15 protein-coding genes and 1 riboswitch are annotated in these 17,113 nt (G+C 34.7%); of the genes, 4 read left to right on the top strand and 11 right to left on the bottom strand.

The features are described 5' to 3' along the window. Positions 1–28: 28 nt before the first annotated feature. Positions 29–3,103 (bottom strand): D-2-hydroxyglutarate dehydrogenase YdiJ, encoded by a 3,075-nt coding sequence (ydiJ, locus tag AC0L5Q_RS02190; protein WP_473614083.1) that lies wholly within the window; start codon positions 3,101–3,103, stop codon positions 29–31. A gap of 250 nt (positions 3,104–3,353) precedes the next feature. Between ydiJ and AC0L5Q_RS02185 the strand changes: the two genes are divergently transcribed. Beyond that, positions 3,354–4,409 (top strand): 3-deoxy-7-phosphoheptulonate synthase, encoded by a 1,056-nt coding sequence (locus tag AC0L5Q_RS02185; RefSeq protein WP_473614082.1) that lies wholly within the window; start codon positions 3,354–3,356, stop codon positions 4,407–4,409. 63 nt (positions 4,410–4,472) lie between these two features. On the opposite strand, the gene AC0L5Q_RS02180 is transcribed toward AC0L5Q_RS02185, so the two are convergent. The 4 genes from AC0L5Q_RS02180 to lysC all read right to left on the bottom strand — a co-directional run bounded on the left by AC0L5Q_RS02180 (position 4,473) and on the right by lysC (position 8,157). After that, a complete protein-coding gene (locus tag AC0L5Q_RS02180; RefSeq protein ID WP_473614081.1) occupies positions 4,473–4,814 on the bottom strand; it encodes a hypothetical protein in 342 nt (113 codons plus the stop codon). A 91-nt stretch (positions 4,815–4,905) separates the two neighbouring features. After that, positions 4,906–5,745 carry a sulfurtransferase gene (locus AC0L5Q_RS02175; protein WP_473614080.1) on the bottom strand — a complete coding sequence of 280 codons (840 nt, stop codon included), beginning with the start codon at positions 5,743–5,745 and terminating at the stop codon, positions 4,906–4,908. Positions 5,746–6,086: 341 nt separating this feature from the next. Continuing rightward, positions 6,087–6,569, bottom strand: coding sequence for a low molecular weight protein-tyrosine-phosphatase (locus AC0L5Q_RS02170; protein WP_473614079.1), 483 nt, complete (start codon positions 6,567–6,569; stop codon positions 6,087–6,089). A 226-nt stretch (positions 6,570–6,795) separates the two neighbouring features. Next, positions 6,796–8,157, bottom strand: a complete 1,362-nt coding sequence (gene lysC, locus AC0L5Q_RS02165) for a lysine-sensitive aspartokinase 3 (RefSeq protein WP_473614078.1) — start codon at positions 8,155–8,157, stop codon at positions 6,796–6,798. 156 nt (positions 8,158–8,313) lie between these two features. After that, a riboswitch (Lysine riboswitch) is annotated at positions 8,314–8,486 on the bottom strand. A gap of 204 nt (positions 8,487–8,690) precedes the next feature. On the opposite strand from lysC, the gene AC0L5Q_RS02160 reads away from it, so the two are divergent. Further along, entirely contained in the window at positions 8,691–9,410 is a 720-nt protein-coding gene (locus AC0L5Q_RS02160; protein WP_473614077.1) for an ElyC/SanA/YdcF family protein, read from the top strand. A gap of 419 nt (positions 9,411–9,829) precedes the next feature. Here the strand turns inward: AC0L5Q_RS02160 and AC0L5Q_RS02155 are convergent, their stop codons facing one another. Then, positions 9,830–10,603 carry a Nif3-like dinuclear metal center hexameric protein gene (locus tag AC0L5Q_RS02155; protein ID WP_473614076.1) on the bottom strand — a complete coding sequence of 258 codons (774 nt, stop codon included), beginning with the start codon at positions 10,601–10,603 and terminating at the stop codon, positions 9,830–9,832. A gap of 32 nt (positions 10,604–10,635) precedes the next feature. After that, positions 10,636–11,391 carry a class I SAM-dependent methyltransferase gene (locus AC0L5Q_RS02150; protein ID WP_473614075.1) on the bottom strand — a complete coding sequence of 252 codons (756 nt, stop codon included), beginning with the start codon at positions 11,389–11,391 and terminating at the stop codon, positions 10,636–10,638. 114 nt (positions 11,392–11,505) lie between these two features. Between AC0L5Q_RS02150 and gloB the strand changes: the two genes are divergently transcribed. Together gloB and AC0L5Q_RS02140 are read left to right on the top strand one after the other, a co-directional pair. Beyond that, positions 11,506–12,315, top strand: coding sequence for a hydroxyacylglutathione hydrolase (gloB, locus tag AC0L5Q_RS02145; RefSeq protein ID WP_473614074.1), 810 nt, complete (start codon positions 11,506–11,508; stop codon positions 12,313–12,315). Between the two features lie 72 nt (positions 12,316–12,387). Continuing rightward, positions 12,388–13,971 carry a LysM peptidoglycan-binding domain-containing protein gene (locus AC0L5Q_RS02140; RefSeq protein ID WP_473614073.1) on the top strand — a complete coding sequence of 528 codons (1,584 nt, stop codon included), beginning with the start codon at positions 12,388–12,390 and terminating at the stop codon, positions 13,969–13,971. Between the two features lie 358 nt (positions 13,972–14,329). On the opposite strand, the gene AC0L5Q_RS02135 is transcribed toward AC0L5Q_RS02140, so the two are convergent. Genes AC0L5Q_RS02135 through AC0L5Q_RS02120 form a run of 4 tightly spaced genes read right to left on the bottom strand, consistent with a single transcriptional unit; the run spans position 14,330 to position 17,034 of the window. After that, positions 14,330–15,274: an AgmX/PglI C-terminal domain-containing protein gene (locus AC0L5Q_RS02135; protein WP_473614072.1), complete on the bottom strand. Its 945-nt coding sequence runs from the start codon at positions 15,272–15,274 to the stop codon at positions 14,330–14,332. Next, a complete protein-coding gene (locus AC0L5Q_RS02130; RefSeq protein ID WP_473614071.1) occupies positions 15,274–15,807 on the bottom strand; it encodes an ExbD/TolR family protein in 534 nt (177 codons plus the stop codon). Before AC0L5Q_RS02130 ends, AC0L5Q_RS02135 begins: the two co-directional genes overlap by 1 nt. Continuing rightward, positions 15,804–16,370, bottom strand: a complete 567-nt coding sequence (locus AC0L5Q_RS02125) for a biopolymer transporter ExbD (RefSeq protein ID WP_473614070.1) — start codon at positions 16,368–16,370, stop codon at positions 15,804–15,806. Before AC0L5Q_RS02125 ends, AC0L5Q_RS02130 begins: the two co-directional genes overlap by 4 nt. 4 nt (positions 16,371–16,374) lie before the next feature. After that, positions 16,375–17,034, bottom strand: a complete 660-nt coding sequence (locus AC0L5Q_RS02120; RefSeq protein WP_473614069.1) for a MotA/TolQ/ExbB proton channel family protein — start codon at positions 17,032–17,034, stop codon at positions 16,375–16,377. Positions 17,035–17,113 lie beyond the last annotated feature (79 nt).

The raw sequence follows: 17,113 nt of genomic DNA, 5'->3' as shown, positions 1-17,113 counted from the left end.
CCTTTAAAATCAATAACTTGATAAAAAATTATAACAACTCAGCTAACACTTGCGCAGGATGTCGCGCTTTTAAATCAGCAAATCGTTTAGTTTGGCTTCTACATGAAAACCCAGTTGCCACAATTTGTTGTGCGTTTAAACGCTCTAACTTAGGCTCCCAGCTTGATTTAAATAATGTTTTAGACTTTTCTAAATTCACTTTTTCATGACCATATGTACCAGCCATACCACAACAACCTACACTCTCTTTTTGTAAAGACAAGCCTAACTCATTAAATATAGTTATCCACTGTGCTTCACTTTTAGGTAAAGCTGTTTTTTCTGTGCAATGTGAGAACAACTTATATTCTATTGGAGAGGCAAGTTGAAATTTACTTTTAATAACATCTAGCTTTGGCAGTAACCATTCATGGGCTAACATAACATTAAACTCACCACGATCTTCACCTAAAACTTGTTTGTACTCATCTCTATAACAAAGAACTAAAGAAGCATCTAAACCAATCATAGGTAAATTAAGAGCATGTATTTTATTTAAGAACTCTGCAGCATTTTTAGCTGTTTTAGCAAAACGCGCTAAAAAGCCTTTTACGTGCTGTGCTTTACCGTTCGGTTTAAACGGCAACAATACCGGTTTAAATCCACATTTTTTTGCTAACAACATCATAGACTCAACCGTTTTAGCATCATAAAACGACGTGAATGGATCTTGTACTATCAATATATATTGTTGTTTTTCTTCTTCGGTTAATGCTTCTAACTTTTCTAAATCGAACGCTTCAAATAATCCATTATTAACATGAGTATTAACACTATCATCAAGCGTTGGTACTGATAACAATGGCGTGTTTACATAGCCAATTGTTGCACTTGAAAACGCGTCATAAATTTTAGTACCTAAAACACTGTTAACTAACTTTGGTGCCTTAGCTAATAATGGCGTAATAACTTCTACGTTTGCGACTAAGTGATCTTTCAAAGGGCGGAAATAACGCGTGTGGTATAAGTTAACAAAACGCGCTTTAAAGTCAGGAACATCTACTTTGATCGGACATTGGCTAGCACATGCTTTACATGCTAAACAGCCTGACATAGCTTCCATCACTTCATGAGAAAAATCGTTTTTATATTCACTAGAGAAACGACTTTTCATTTTAAATAATGTTTGGTCAAGTAGTTGTTTTACTGACCAGCCATTAACGTCTTTCTCTAATTGTAGAATATCTACTCCCCTATGCTCTAGTAAGCGTAGCCACTCGCGCATTAGACCAGCTCTACCTTTCGGCGAATGTCTACGGTCACGCGTTACTTTACTTGAAGGACACATAGGGCTGTCGGCATCGTAGTTAAAACATAATCCGTTACCATTACAATCTAATGCTGACTGAAATGACTCTTTAACTTTTACCGGAATTTGTCTGTCATAAAAACCACGCTTAATTGCATCAACCGAGACTAACTCTTCAGTAGATTCAATAGGTGTACAAATTTTACCTGGATTCATTTTATTAAATGGGTCAAAAACACTTTTTATTTTACGCAACTCTAAAAACAGTGCTTCACCAAAAAATTCTGGTCCGTATTCACTACGGTAACCTCTGCCATGCTCGCCCCACATTAAACCGCCATATTTTGCTGTTAATGCGACAACTTTATCTGATATTTCTCTGAGCAAAACTTCTTGTTCTGGATCGCACATATCAAGCGCTGGGCGTACATGCAAAACCCCTGCATCTACATGACCAAACATTCCATATTGTAAATCATAACTGTCTAATAATGCTCTGAATTCGCCAATATAGTCAGCTAAATTTTCTGGTGGTACTGCCGTATCTTCAGCAAAAGCGAGTGGTTTTTGAATACCTTTAGTATTACCTAATAAACCTACAGATTTTTTACGCATAGCGTACATTTTATTAATACTGGCTAAGTCACTTGTAACTTGGTAACCAATAATCCCGCCAATATTGTTTGCAATATCGTGGTCGAGTCGAGTTGTTAATTCCGCAACCTGATCAGCTAAGCCTTCAACAGTAATTCCATTGTATTCAACTACGTTAAGACCATCCATCACCTTACCTTCAACATCAGTAATTAAGTCACTTACTGAATGCCAAATAATATCTTGTTTAGCAAGATTAAGGACTTTACTGTCAATGGTTTCAACAGATGTGGCTTTTGCTTCAACTAATGCAGGTGAATGCCTTAACGCTGAATCAAAGCTATCGTATTTTATGTTGATTAACGTTTTAGCTTTTAATATAGGTGTTAGGTTTAGTTTCGCTTCGCATACAAATGCTAATGAACCTTCAGAGCCTGTAATTATTCTACTTAAATCAACTTGCGTTAAGTCATCATTAAACACATGCTCTAAATCATATCCTGTTAAAAAACGATTTAAACGTGGAAATTTTTCAATAATTTGTTCACGGTTATCTTTGCAAGATGAAAGAATTTGCTTAAGAATTTTACCTAAACTTGTTTCTTGTTTAGAAAGCTCTACAGCTTCATCCATGCTCATAGGTGATGTTTTTAAAAAATCACCATTCGCTAAAATAGACTCCAACCCTAAAACATGATCAGAGGTTTTCCCGTATACCAAAGAACCTTGTCCTGAAGCATCCGTATTAACCATGCCCCCAATAGTTGCACGGTTACTTGTAGATAAGTCAGGAGAGAAAAAGAAACCAAATGGACGTAAGTAATCGTTAAGTTGATCTTTAACTACGCCTGCTTCAACTTTAACCCAATTTTCTTTTATGTTGATTTCTAAAATACGATTCATGTATTTAGATAAATCAACTACTATACCCGGTGTTAAACTTTGTCCATTAGTGCCTGTGCCACCACCTCTTGCGCTAAATTTAATGTTATTAAATTTTTCTTCATTAGCGAGTTGAGTAATTATTTGAATATCGAATTTATTACGTGGATTTAACACTAATTGCGGTAATTGTTGATATACGCTGTTATCTGTTGCAACAGATAAACGAGCGCTATATTGACAACTAATATCGCCTTGATAGGGCTTAGTTTGTAATAAACGGGCAAATTCTTGATATAGCGGAGCTACGACTTCGAGGTGATCAATCCTAGGTAACATGTAATTATTATATTTCAGCAACGTTTAAGATGTTTGCTAGTATATCACGCCATAATTAATAAATGATGATCACAAACCTAAATCATTCAAAATTTTTTACTTATAAAGTGTATGTTAATAAATGTGTACTTTGAATGCGTTTTATAAAAATAATAATTACGCTAATCATTAACTAACATGCTTTTTACCTGTACAATTTATTCATAATATTTACCGATCAACTTTGAGTACAACTCTTTTAGAAATGCCCATGACAATTAAAACTGATGAATTACGTACAACCCTTATTGATAACTTAGTTTCTCCAGCAGAGTTAGCTAATCAAATTCCTCTTGATCAAGAAACCGCTGATTTTATTATCGAAAGTAGAAAAAACATTGAAAGCATCATAACCGGTGAAGACGACAGACTACTTCTTGTTATTGGTCCTTGTTCAATTCATGACACCGAAGCCGCTATTGATTACGCAAAAAAACTTAAAGTATTAAGTAATAAGCATAAAAACGAGCTGTTAATTGTAATGCGTGTTTATTTTGAAAAACCTAGAACAACCGTAGGTTGGAAAGGTTTAATAAGTGATCCTAATTTAGATAAATCATTCAACGTAGCCAAAGGGTTAAACCTTGCGCGTAATTTGTTAATGGACATTAATAGATTAGGTTTATCTGCCGGTACTGAGTTTTTAGATATGGTAACCGGACAATATATTTCTGATTTGATCAGTTGGGGAGCTATTGGTGCACGTACAACAGAAAGCCAAGTTCACCGAGAATTGGCTTCAGCTCTTTCATGTCCAGTAGGTTTTAAAAATGGAACTGACGGTAATATTCAAATAGCTTTAGATGCCATTAAAGCTTCAAGTGTACCTCATGTTTTATATTCACCAGACAAAAGTGGCCAAATGTGTATCTATCAAACACATGGTAACCCGCACGCTCATGTAATTTTACGTGGTGGCAAAACTCCGAATTACCATGAAGAAGATATAAAAAAAACGCGTGAATCATTAGAAAAAGCGAGTATTCAGACCAAATTAATGGTGGATTGTAGTCATGGAAATAGCTACAAAGATCATAAAAAACAGATAGATGTTGCAAATTCAATTGCAGATCAAATTAAAAACGGTGAAACATCTATATTTGGTTTAATGGTAGAAAGCTTTTTAGTTGAAGGTAATCAAAAAGTTGAATCAATTGACTCGTTAACCTACGGACAAAGTATTACCGATGCTTGTGTAAACTTAACGGAAAGTGAAGAAATACTTAACGTGCTAGCCAACGCAGTAAAAGTTGCACGCGCTAAATAGTTTTTATTTCTTTATTTTATTCAGCTTTAAACGTTTTTTTAAAGCTGAATAATAAAATATTCTCTATTTTAAATGACTAACAGCTTTCCCCAATCGATACGCATCTATTATTCCTATCAACCAAATAATGCCTAATCCATACATATAAAAACTAAAACCAGTCATATTTTCAAGTTCGGCATCTATGTGATGCCTTATTTCAATAACATCGAGTGGTATGTGCCCAGCAGTAATTTGGTCAGCTAAGCTTTGTGCCACCTGAATAATATCGCTGAATAAAAAAAGTAAAGGTAGAGTAAAAGCACATGCAATCACAACACACGTTATGCGTTTATCTAAAATGAAATGACCTGCACCAGGATATACAAGTGCTGAAAGTAAAACGGCTTTTAAGGTAATATTCAAAACAATGTCCTTGTTCTAATAATCAAAACGACTTTATAAATTTATTAAATGATTATTTTTTAATGAGATACATTTCATTAGTGGATGGGAATTACTCTTTTGAAATGGGGAGTGAATCATCAGCGCCCCACTCCGCCCAAGAGCCTGCATATAAACGTACATCATCAAACCCAACAATATAAGCAGCAACAAGAACAATACTCGCTGTAACACCTGTTCCGCACGAAAATATCAATGAAATTTTACTGCCACATATACTTTCAAATACCGCTTTTAATTCTTCAATACTTTTATATTCTATTGAATTAAGAACATCAACAAAAGGTAAATTAACTGAGTTGGGAATATGTCCTGACCTAACACCAGGACGTGGTTCAGGTTCTATACCCATAAAGCGCCCTTTTGAACGTACATCAATAACTAAAGCTGTTTCTGAAGTTATGTTATTAAGTACATCATGACTAGTAACCAATAACTGAGGATTATAATTAGGTTCGATTATTTCATCTATTGGTTTTAAAGCTTCGACATGGCGATCTTCAGTTAAATAGCCATCTTGAATCCACTTGGGTAAACCGCCATTTAAAATAAAAACATGCTCAAAACCAAACGACTTAAAAACCCACCAAGCTCTAGGTGAAGAATATATTCCCTGATTATCGTAAAGCACTAAAGTACTTTGCTTTGTAAAACCTATTTTTTTCGCAAGTTGTTGAATATCTTCTTTTAAAGGAAAAGCGTGTATAGCTTGTGATCGTAAATTAGATAATGCTTCAATACTCACTTTGTAGCTGTTAGGAATAGTGATTAATTCATCATACGTAATAGGCTCTTTACCTATAACGGTTACCACACTTACGTCTAATATATATAAATCTTTTTTATGGATATTCGTGTTTAACCAATGTGAAGAAACAAGTGGATTATTCATATATTTTCACCATTACTTATGTGCTAATTAATAGGTTTATACTAAGTGAATTAATAGGTTTATACTAAGTGAATTAATAGCGAAATGTATACGAATAAAAGTCAATAAATCTCATGTTTTACATTGTACGTTGTTATGAAAAGTATACATAAGATTTATATTTTGAAAGGAATTAGAGCGTGTTGACCTTTGCTGCATCTTTTTGCAACAGCTAGTTTGGTAATTATGCAGGCTTCGCTGACGAAAATAGAATACTAAAAACTATCAGGGTAATGGTATAAATTAAAAAAGGTACAAATAATTAATTATGCACCTTTATGCTTATTGATAAATAAAAGAGCTTACTTTAGTTTAGCTAACAGACCATCACTAGCGTCTTCAACTAAATCTATAACAAACTGAAAACCTTTTGCGCCACCATAGTAAGGATCTGGTACTTCAGATTCTTCATGATTATTAGCGTAATCAAGAAAGAGTTGAATTTTATAATGTAGATGTTCAGGTGCTATTTTTTTGAGGTTTTTAACATTGTCGCTATCCATAGCAAGTACAAGATCGAAAGTATCAAAATCTTTCTCTACAACTTTACGTGCTTTAATTTTGTCGAAAGAATAACCTCGAGCCATGCCTGCTTTTTGAGCGCGATGATCCGGTTTTTCTCTTGCATGAGATCCAATCGTTCCTGCTGAATCAACTAAAATAGATAAACCCGCTTGATTAGCTTTATATCTGAAAACAGCTTCAGCACTCGGTGAGCGACAAATATTGCCCATACACACAAAAAGTATTGAGTTAATATTTTTTAAATCGCTGTTTTCTAACATATTTCACCTATAATGAAGTTAATGACCACCTAAAAAGTTAGCCGATATAGTACGTACTATAATCATTGTTCAATATTTTTAAAACAATAATTTAATACTTTATTAACAAAAACTTCATTTATAGCCATAATCTTAAAATAATAACAATTAGGCATTCTAAAATATGCAATTTAAGCATATCTGGAGTCATACCAAACAAATGCATCTATTTAGTATGACCATCCTATTATGATAAAGGAAAAAGTCTGCGGTGTAAGGTTTCAACCACTTTATTAGCTTCGCTTTCTGGTACTAAGAAACACAAATTGTGTGCACTTGCTCCTTGGCAAATCATTCGAATATTTACACCGTCAACAGCATCAAAAATAACATTACCTATACCGCTTGTGGTATGAATATTATTACCAATAACAGCCACTAATGATAAACCATGTTCAACTTTTACTTCACAAAGTTGCTCTAAATCTTCAACAACCGCTTTGGTAATAACCGCTTGTGTAGAACCAGCTGGATTATCAAAGGTTAGTGCAATACTAATTTCACTTGTGGTAATAAGGTCTACACTCAGTTCATGCTTGGCTAAAATAGTAAATACTTTTGCTAAAAATCCACTTGCATGAAGCATTTCAGGACTTTTAACGGTAACTAGAGTTTGTTCTCGTCTTAAAGCAATTGAACGATATGTAGGTGCAGAGTCAACCGCTTTTTGAATACGTGTACCACCTTGTTCAGGCGCTTTACTACTACCTACAAAAACAGGAATGTTTTGTCTCATGGCAGGAATTAACGTGGCAGGATGCAAAATTTTAGCACCAAAGGTTGCCATTTCTGCAGCTTCACCAAAACTGATTTCTTTAATCGCTCGCGCTTGATCAGTAATACGAGGATCTGTTGTGAAAATGCCTACAACATCGGTCCAAATAGCTAAATCGTTAGCATTTAATGCTTCAGCTAAAAGCGCAGCGCTGTAATCAGATCCACCTCTACCCAAAGTTGTTGTTTGCCCAGCTTCATTTTGACCAATAAATCCTTGTGTCACAATGACATTGCTTTCAAGTTCAGGAAGTAGCACTTGCGTGGTATTTGTTTTTAATGCATCAAGATCAACCACCGCTTTACCAAATAAACTATTTGTTTTCATTATTTGGCGAACATCAAACGCTTTACCGTTTACACCTATGGTTTGTAATACTTCTGCAAATATAATTGAGCTAAGTTGCTCACCATATGAAAGGATAGCGTCGGCAATACGTAAACTATGATTTAATGATTGTTCTTTTGCGTGCTGAGTAAGTTCAGCCAGTAACTGCTCTACTCTTTCATTTAACTCAAGCTCTTTACTTAAATGTTGAGTAATATTGAATTGAATTGCTTTTATTTTATTAACAATGTCTAGTTGTTCGTCTTGTGAAATTTGAGGCTGACTTAAACGCACCAAATAATTCGTTACACCTGAGCTTGCTGAAACAACCACAACTTTATTAGCTGCGTCACTTTTAATTATATTTGCGCATCTAAGCATTGCATCAAAATCAGCAACACTTGTTCCACCAAATTTCGATACAGTTAAGTTTTTTACAGTAGACATTATAAACTCGCTCTTATTGAATGAGATAATTGAATAGAATTTGTTTGTGAGATATTTAACATTAAAGTCTCCCTAAATACGTTTAGTAAACGTTTAAAAAATAAGGAAGAGCATGACTGATTGGATTAGTGTGCAGATGAACTTATAACTAAACATTCAGCCAGAAGCTCTCCACCAACATGGTGACAGCCCTAAGGATTCAACCCTAGCGACCGAATATTATGTGCCATTAACAGTAATATTCTCGGCGGTAGTCCCCCTCAATAATAATCATCGGAATATTGGCTTCCTCATATTATTTACCTGGCTATCGCACCTCTTCTGGTATTAAAAAATACTAATAAAGAATTAGTAGCATTTAACGATGCGTATTAGACACTAAATACAAAAGCAATGCAATAGCCTTTTAGATGGCTATTTGAAAAAATCGAAAGAATAATGTTTTACTAATCGTTATACTCAACTAAACGTATTAATTTAATTAAATATTCATGGATTTATTCTTTATCAAAAAACTTTTAGGTATTTTATTAATGCCTATTAATATCGTACTTATCTTATTGTTCATTGCTATTTTATTATTTAAATATCATCAAAAACTTAGCCGTGGTGTTCTCATATTAGGTTTTATAGTGTTGTTGATAGCTTCTACACCCTTTATTTCAAATAGCTTTATCAAGCCGATAGAAAACCAATATAAAACCTTTAATAAACAAGATGCGACCTTAGACTACATCGTCATTTTAGGGTGTGGTCATACAACCAATAATGAATTACCTGCTTTAACTCAACTACAAACATGCTCATTACAACGACTGATAGAAGCGTTTAGGGTTTTTCAATTACATCCAGAATCAACAATTATAACCTCAGGTTATGGTGGGGGTGATGTAAAATCGAATGCTGTAAAAGTTAAAGATGCTGCTATATCGTTAGGAATACCTGAAGCTAAAATAATCACGCAGCCTTCACCTAAAGATACCGAAGAAGAAGCCATATTAATTGCTCCACTATTAATTAATAAAAAATTCGCGTTGGTGACAAATGCTAACCATATGCCAAGAGCTGTGCAGTATTTTATCAACCAAAACACTACCCCTATTCCTGCTCCAACAGGATATTTTTATAAAGGCAGCAATGATAATTTTCTTGAAAAACTACCCCAATCTACTGCATTAAATCAAACATCTGTTGTTTGGTATGAAAGACTTGGACAATTTGTACAATGGCTTAAAACTGATAACAATGATTGATTATTTTTAGGAATATACCCGTTGCCAATCAAGATGCGTATTTCAGAGCACTTGAGCGATATCAATTCAAGGCAATGCTTTTTAATAATGGTCGTTCCCTTATAAAAAGCATTAACGAAGAAGTGATTTTGCTCAAGCGCTTCTCAGATGGGTCTAAAAACAATTTATGGGGCTTATTAACTTTAGTCAGGTTCCTACATGGATGTAGGACATTAGGGTAACGCAGGAGCAGTTACCGAGAATAACCATGACGTAAATTTAATGCCTTGCATACATGAATGTACTTAGATTTCGTTTGGAACGTGAAATCTGTGCCTAAATTGTTTTTAGTTCCCACTGAAACCTGCATCTTGAATGGTAACGGGTATAATAGGCCAGTCCTGTTAATAGAGCTGACCGCGGATATCTTTTATACGACTTTAAGCGGGATTGTCGATGTCAATAAATACAACCTCTACACCTAGCTCGGCTTGTAAGTGCTCGCCTAAAGCTTTTGCTCCATAACGCTCAGTTGCATGATGACCAGCCGCAAAAAAGTGAATGTCCATTTCATGTGCTACATGAGTTGTTTGTTCTGATACTTCACCAGAAATAAATGCATCAATGCCCTGCTCTGCGGCTAATTCAATATAGTTTTGACCACCACCTGAGCACCACGCAACCGTTTTAATTGGCTTATTTGAAGGTGGCTGAATATGCAAACATTCGCGGCTTAAGGTATCAGAAATTAGTGTCTGAAGGGCTTCACCCGTTTTTTCTTCAGTAAATTCCCCTTGAACAGCAACACTGTAATCATTACCAATTTCTAAAGGACCTGTAATGGTTATGCCAAATAGCTTAGCGAGTTGTGCGTTATTACCTAAAGTAGGATGAATATCTAAGGGCAAATGGTAAGCGAATAAGTTAATGTCATTCATTAGAAGTGACTTAATACGCTTATGTTTCATACCTCGAATAACATAAGACTCGTTTTTCCAAAAATAGCCATGATGCACTAAAATTGCATCAGCACCTACGCTAATAGCTTCATCTATCAGTGCTTGTGTTGCGGTAACTCCCGTAACAATTTTGCCGATATTTTCAGAGCCTTGTACTTGTAAACCATTCGGGCAAAAATCTCTAATTTTTTCAGGTTTAAGTAAGTTTGATAAGTATTGTTCTAATGTTGAACTGGAAATAGTTTTAAATGTCATAGTCTATTTAAATATTATTGAATGAAAAAAACCTAAGTTTTATTAGGTGTTTTATGGCTAGAACTCATGCCTGTAACTTTAACAGGTGAAAACTTTGGACGTAACTTCCACTTCGGCTTAATAGGCGTTAATGGCAATACACGTTTTTTAGCTACTATAACGTAAACAGAACCTAATTGAGGCAAAAATTTATTTGCAAATTGTTGCCAATAAGAAAAAAACTTACCTTTTCCCATAGTACTTGCAAGTGATGAGTGTAATAAATGTTCATCAGTTAAAATTTCATAGCCCATTAAATGTAACCAGTCTTTCACTCGCATAGATGAAAAAAAACGTTCATTCCAAGGAGACTTTTGTCGTCTGTATGGAATAAAGCTGTTTAGACCCGCTAAACTAAATGGATTAAAACCTGTTATCACTAAATACCCGTTAGGAATTAATACACGATTCGCTTCACGAACAACATGATGAGGGTCACCTGTAAACTCTAAAACATGACTCAATAAGCAAACATCAACGCTATGCTCTAAAAAAGGTAAATCGTCAATATCAGAAATCACAGATGCATCGGGCGATCTTTCATCTATAGTTATCTGATGCTTAATAGATGATTGACTACAATCAACTTCCCCGCTTAGCGCCCCTATTTTAAGTAAATGGTACCCAAAAAATTTTGGTGTCCATCGAGCTAAAATTTGATTAATTTCACCAAGAATAATTTCGCCATTAGGTAATTGCTCCCAACCTTTTGGGTAACGTTGCTTTCTAAAAGCTAAAGCAGGTTTCATATACCTAATTTCCTTAAATAAATTTGTGAAGAATAAAAACGTTGATATCGTATTTTACACAGAAAGCTTATAATAACCGTATTACAGAAATTATATATTAAAAATAAGTCTAAAATGAATTCAACACAACCTAGCTCACTTCTTTATGTGAAAGCAATTAAGGCTTTTACCGATAACTATATTTGGTGCATTCATTCAAATACAGGAAATCATATTGTAATAGTTGACCCTGGCGATGCAGACGTTTGTATTAAATACATACAAGATAACAAACTTCAGCTAGCCACTATTCTTATTACTCACCGACACAGTGATCACGTTGGCGGTGTTGAAAAGCTCGTTAAGTACTGTAACGATAATAACTGGCCTATTACCGTATATGGCCCTACAAAAGAAGCAATACAATACAGTAACATTCAAGTCAAAAATGCAGATTGTATTTATCTAGAAACCTTAGCGACAGAATGTCGTGTGCTTGATATTCCAGGGCATACCTTAGGGCATATAGCTTATTTAATAGAAGATAATTTATTTTGTGGTGACACGTTATTTTCTGCGGGTTGTGGCCGAATATTTGACGGTACAAGTGAACAACTCTTTAATTCCTTAAAAACCCTATCTGCTTTACCTGAAAAAACACAAGTCTATTGTGCACATGAATACACTTTAGCTAACTTAGCTTTTTCACTTACGGTAGATCCAAGTAATGAAGAACTAGTGAATTATTATAACTATGTAAAAACATTACGCGATAAAAATCAAAGCAGTATTCCTACTTCTATTTGTACCGAGAAAAAAATAAATCCCTTTTTACGATGTTTTGATAAACACATAAAAGACAGTGTTGAAACTTATTGTAATGCAACTTTAACAAGTGAATTAGACGTTTTTACTCAATTAAGAAGTTGGAAAAATGAGTTTTAACTTTAGACTCTTTCTTGAATTAGTATTTTAAATAAGTAACACTTACGCCACATTTAACGAATAGAACTTTTCATGAAGTATATTTCTCTCTCATTAGCATTATCGATAGCACTTGTTGGTTGTCAAAGCACGCCATTTTCTCAACAAGCAAAACAAACAAATAATCCTAACCTAAATCCTGAAAATGCCGCTAAACCGTCTGATATTCACCGATTACTCGTATTGGGTATTCAAGAAGAAAAAGAGCTCTCTTCGCAAAAGACTCCTGACGGTGCACCGATAGAATATGCCAATGTGTGGGAGCGTATTAAAAGTAATCTCGTACTAGATATTCCTATTCATGAAAATGTGATCAGGCATAGGAACACCTATTTAAAACACCCTAATGCATTAAACAATTTATTAAAACGTTCAGAGCCTTTTCTTTACTACATTATTGAGAAATTAGAAGAAAATAACATCCCACTTGAGGTTGCCCTATTACCTTTAGTAGAAAGCGCATTTAACCCTCATGCACGTTCAAGTGTTGATGCTTCGGGGTTATGGCAATTTGTTCCTGCAACAGGTAAACAATTTGGTTTAAAACAAAATTGGTGGTACGACGGCAGGCGTGATGTTATTGCATCAACAGACAGTGCAGTTGAATACTTAAAATACTTACATAAGTTTTTTGATGGCGATTGGATGCTTGCCCTAGCGGCGTATAACTCGGGAGAAGGTCGTGTACAGCGCGCAATGAAGAAAAATGCCCGTAAAAATAGACCTACACACTATTGGGAATTAGAACTCCCCAAAGAAACACGAGATTATGTTCCTAAGCTTTTAGCCGTTATTGATATTATTCAACACGCTCAAGAATATAAGATTGACCTTTACCCTATAGCAAATGCCCCCGTAGTAAGTACCGTTAACGTTAAGTCACAAATTGACTTATCAGTTGCCGCTCATTTAGCTAATTTACCCTTACAAAAGTTTCAAGAATTAAACCCAGGCTTTAATCAATGGGCAACAGATCCTAATCATTCAGCAAGTTTTCTTTTACCTAATGAAAACATTGCTAGTTTTAACGAAAAGTTAGCTAAACTTCCTAAAAAAGATCACATGGTTTGGCAGCGTTATCAAATAAAACAAGGTGACAGCTTAGGAAAAATCGCCCATAAATTTCATTTAGACATTGATTCAATTAGAACCATCAACAAATTATCAGGTAATAATATACGAGCAGGTAAACATTTATTAATTCCTGTTGCCTCAAAAAATGGTGCTGAAAATCAACAATATATATTACCTGAGCAACTACAACTTACAGAAAACAAACCAACTGAAACAAAACAGATTCATGTAGTGAGTTCGGGTGATACTTTATGGGATATAAGTAAAGCTTATAAAGTTCGTACTAAAGACATCGCAAAATGGAATGGTATTTCAACTAAATCGACCTTAAAGTTAGGTCAAAAACTTATTGTTTGGAATACAACAGCAACACCAAAACCGAAAAGTATTACCTACAAAGTAAGACGTGGTGACTCTTTTGCTCGTATCGCAAACAAGTTCAATGTATCGATTAAGAACATTGAAAAATGGAATAATCTAACCAGAAAAGAATATTTACAACCGGGACAAAAATTAAAAATAGACGTAAGCAGTAACGGTTAATCTTTAACGGGTATAAACTTTATACCCGTTATCATTCAAGCCAATAAGGATCGTGGTTGGCATTATTTATTTCCGTCATCTCGTTTAAGTATTGATCATGAATCAAACTTACTCAGACGACACCACATTGATGAAATCTCATTATGCAAAGCCGTTAAAGCAACTTCCTCCAAGTAAATATTGAAAAAACGTAACTTACATACATTGCCTTCGCCTACACACTTATTACAACGTGGCGCAGACATACTCACAGTACTGGAGCAATTAGGCCATAAGATATTCGTACCAAATAAGCTTAAAATTTAGTCCACCTTAAACCTGAACAATCATAAACTCAGGTTAAACAACCAATAAAAAACTAACGCGGTAAAAATTCAATAGCCCAAATGGTACTCATTACATTTACGTCTTCTTCACCAAAATCTATTGATTTTAAAATACTCATTAAACGTCTCTCTAGTGCTTTGTCCTCAAGTTCGCTTGATTGTATTACTACTTTACTCACTGTGCCGTTTGCTTGAATCTCGATTTCAAAAAGTACCTTACCTTTTAAGAAAGGATTTTTACGTAAAGCACGATTGTAAAGTGAATATAAGCGTGATTTGTTGGCTTCAAGCGTTTGTCGTAATTTCATTTCTGAACGTATACTCGCAAGGTTTTCACTACTTTCTTCTTCACTTTCAATTGTGTCTGCTAATATTTCTTCTTCAGCTAAATGAACTGTTTGTGTATTGCGGGGACTCAGTGCATCACTTGCTACGGTTTTAGTTACTTGTGCTGAAGCAATGTTTTTACTTTGTTCGTTCGCTTTAGCTGCAAGTAACTTTCGTTTTACTTTTTCAGCTTCTGTTGATTTGCTTTTTACTAAAACACTAGATTTAGGTGCTACAACAAACGCATCTCTTAATGAGAAAAGATCGTCTTTCATTGCAGCAAGCCCTGTAGTTTTAGCTTTTTCTTTAGCGACTTCACGTTGAGTTTTAGCTTTTTCTACAGGAACTTCTTCTTTTTCAACTTCTGGCTCAGGTTCTTTTTCTTCAATAGCCACAGGAGGTGTAATTTCCTTTTCTTTCATCTCTAGCAATACACGTGTTAATTGTACCGGCACTTGTTCTTTTATTTCTCGCTGTACTTCAATACGATCCATAAACGGAACAATAATTCCAAAAATCAAATACAAACTCAGTAATACAATAAGCACTTTAGTAAATAAAGTATCTTGTTTATTGTCGGTAAACAGTTCGGCGTTGTCACTAAATACAGCGTTCGAGGAATCGTTATAAGAAAGTGTTACGTTAAGCATTAAACACCTCCCTGTTTAGATGATGTGTGTTCAACCGCCAACGACATATTTCTATAATCAGCATCAGCACATATTGCCATAATGTGTTTTAACAAATCATATTCAATCGTGGCGTCACCAATAATGGTAACCGCTCTGCCATTAAGTATTTCTTTTTCAGACAATTCAGTACGCTTACTTGTTTGATAAACCAACTCAGTTTTTAATGCTTTTGATAAATCATCAATTTCATTATCAGACAAACCTGTATCAGTTGTAGAAAGTTGTTGTTGCCAAATTAAACGCCCTTGCACTAACACTGAATCTTTTAATACTGAAATAACAATATTTTCAAAAGGTAGTTGCTCTGCAATCGATACGGGGAGTGTTAACTCTTTTGTATTTTGTAATACGCGCACCTCAGACTGATTAACCATTAAAAAGAAGACTAAAATGGTAAAAATATCCATGAGTGCAACTAAGTTTAACTTACTACTCTGCCCTAATCGTTTATGGTGTCGTGCTTTACGTTTTGATCGAAGTGATTGTTTCAAGAGTCACCTCCTGCAACACTCGATTCAACTTGTTCAATGTCATCAATAGGGGCATCACCTAAAGAAATATTAGGAAATAACTCAGCATTAACTAAATTGGCTGCTACAACGGCTTTAAATGAACGAACTGTATCCATTGCCGTTACAATACTTTGGTAGTTAACATCAGGCGATAATAAAATAACAATATCGCTTTTTTCTATGTTTTTTTGTTGAAAAGTTAGTTTTAAATCTTGTAAAAAAGAGGATAACGCAACGAAGTTATAACGAGTCGTTTGCCCTTCATCGGTAGATAAATCAAAAGTTTTAAGTAAAACTCCCGCAGGATAATTTAAATATAAACTATCTTTTGTGATCACCAACTCTAACTGTTTTTCTTCTTCACTTTGTTCTTGCTCAGGCGATTCACCTGCTGCAGATACCGGTAGCTGTAGATTTAAAATACGTACTTGTGAAAACACTAAACTCAACAGTAGTACAGGCACTAATACAATCATCAAATTCATGAAAGAGGTAATATCTAGTTCAGCTTCTTCACCTCTGTGACGTCTTAAGCGTCTCATAAGCTTAACCTCGGTCTGAGTTTGATTCTGTAAACTTTGTATACGAAAGCGAGTTTAATAATTTACGGCCTACCATTTCTAAAGAATCAACAATATTCGTTGTTTTAGTTTGTAAACTCGAATGAAATAAAATTAAAGGAATAGCAGTAATTAGCCCAAAAGCTGTTGTGTTCATGGCTACTGAAATACTTGATGATAATAGGTTAGCTTTATCAGCAGGATCTGCTGTTGCAACTGCAGAGAATGCCGCGATAAGCCCCATAATAGTTCCTAACAAACCGAGAAGTGTAGCTATATTCGCTAATGTAGCTAAAAATGGTGTACGTTTTTCTAAACGTAACATGTGTTCCATTAAGGCATCTTCCATTGCGCTTTCAATATCTTCACGGCGTTTAGTCTGAGTAAGACGCGAAGCACCTGAATACAATACATCGGCTACAGACGCTTTACTTGATTTAGTCACATTTATAATTTCTTGAACATCACCTTTCATTAAATGCGGTTGTATTAACTTCATGGCTTTTTTATTAGCGCTTAACGTGGTTGTTAAATAAAACCAACGCTCAATCGTTATAGCTAAACCTATTACTAATACCAAAGCTATAGGGTATATAAAGCTACCTCCATCTTGTAAAAAAGTAATAATAGTATCAAAAAAATTCATGGTGTTTCCTTTATTGTGTTCAATGTTATATACCTTAAATATCATGCTGATTGGCATGTAATGATTTAAAGTCAGTTCT

Source organism: Pseudocolwellia sp. G5-9, assembly GCF_055808995.1.
The sequence above is the reverse complement of the archived record's forward strand: the minus strand, read 5'-3'. Positions and strand labels throughout refer to the sequence as shown.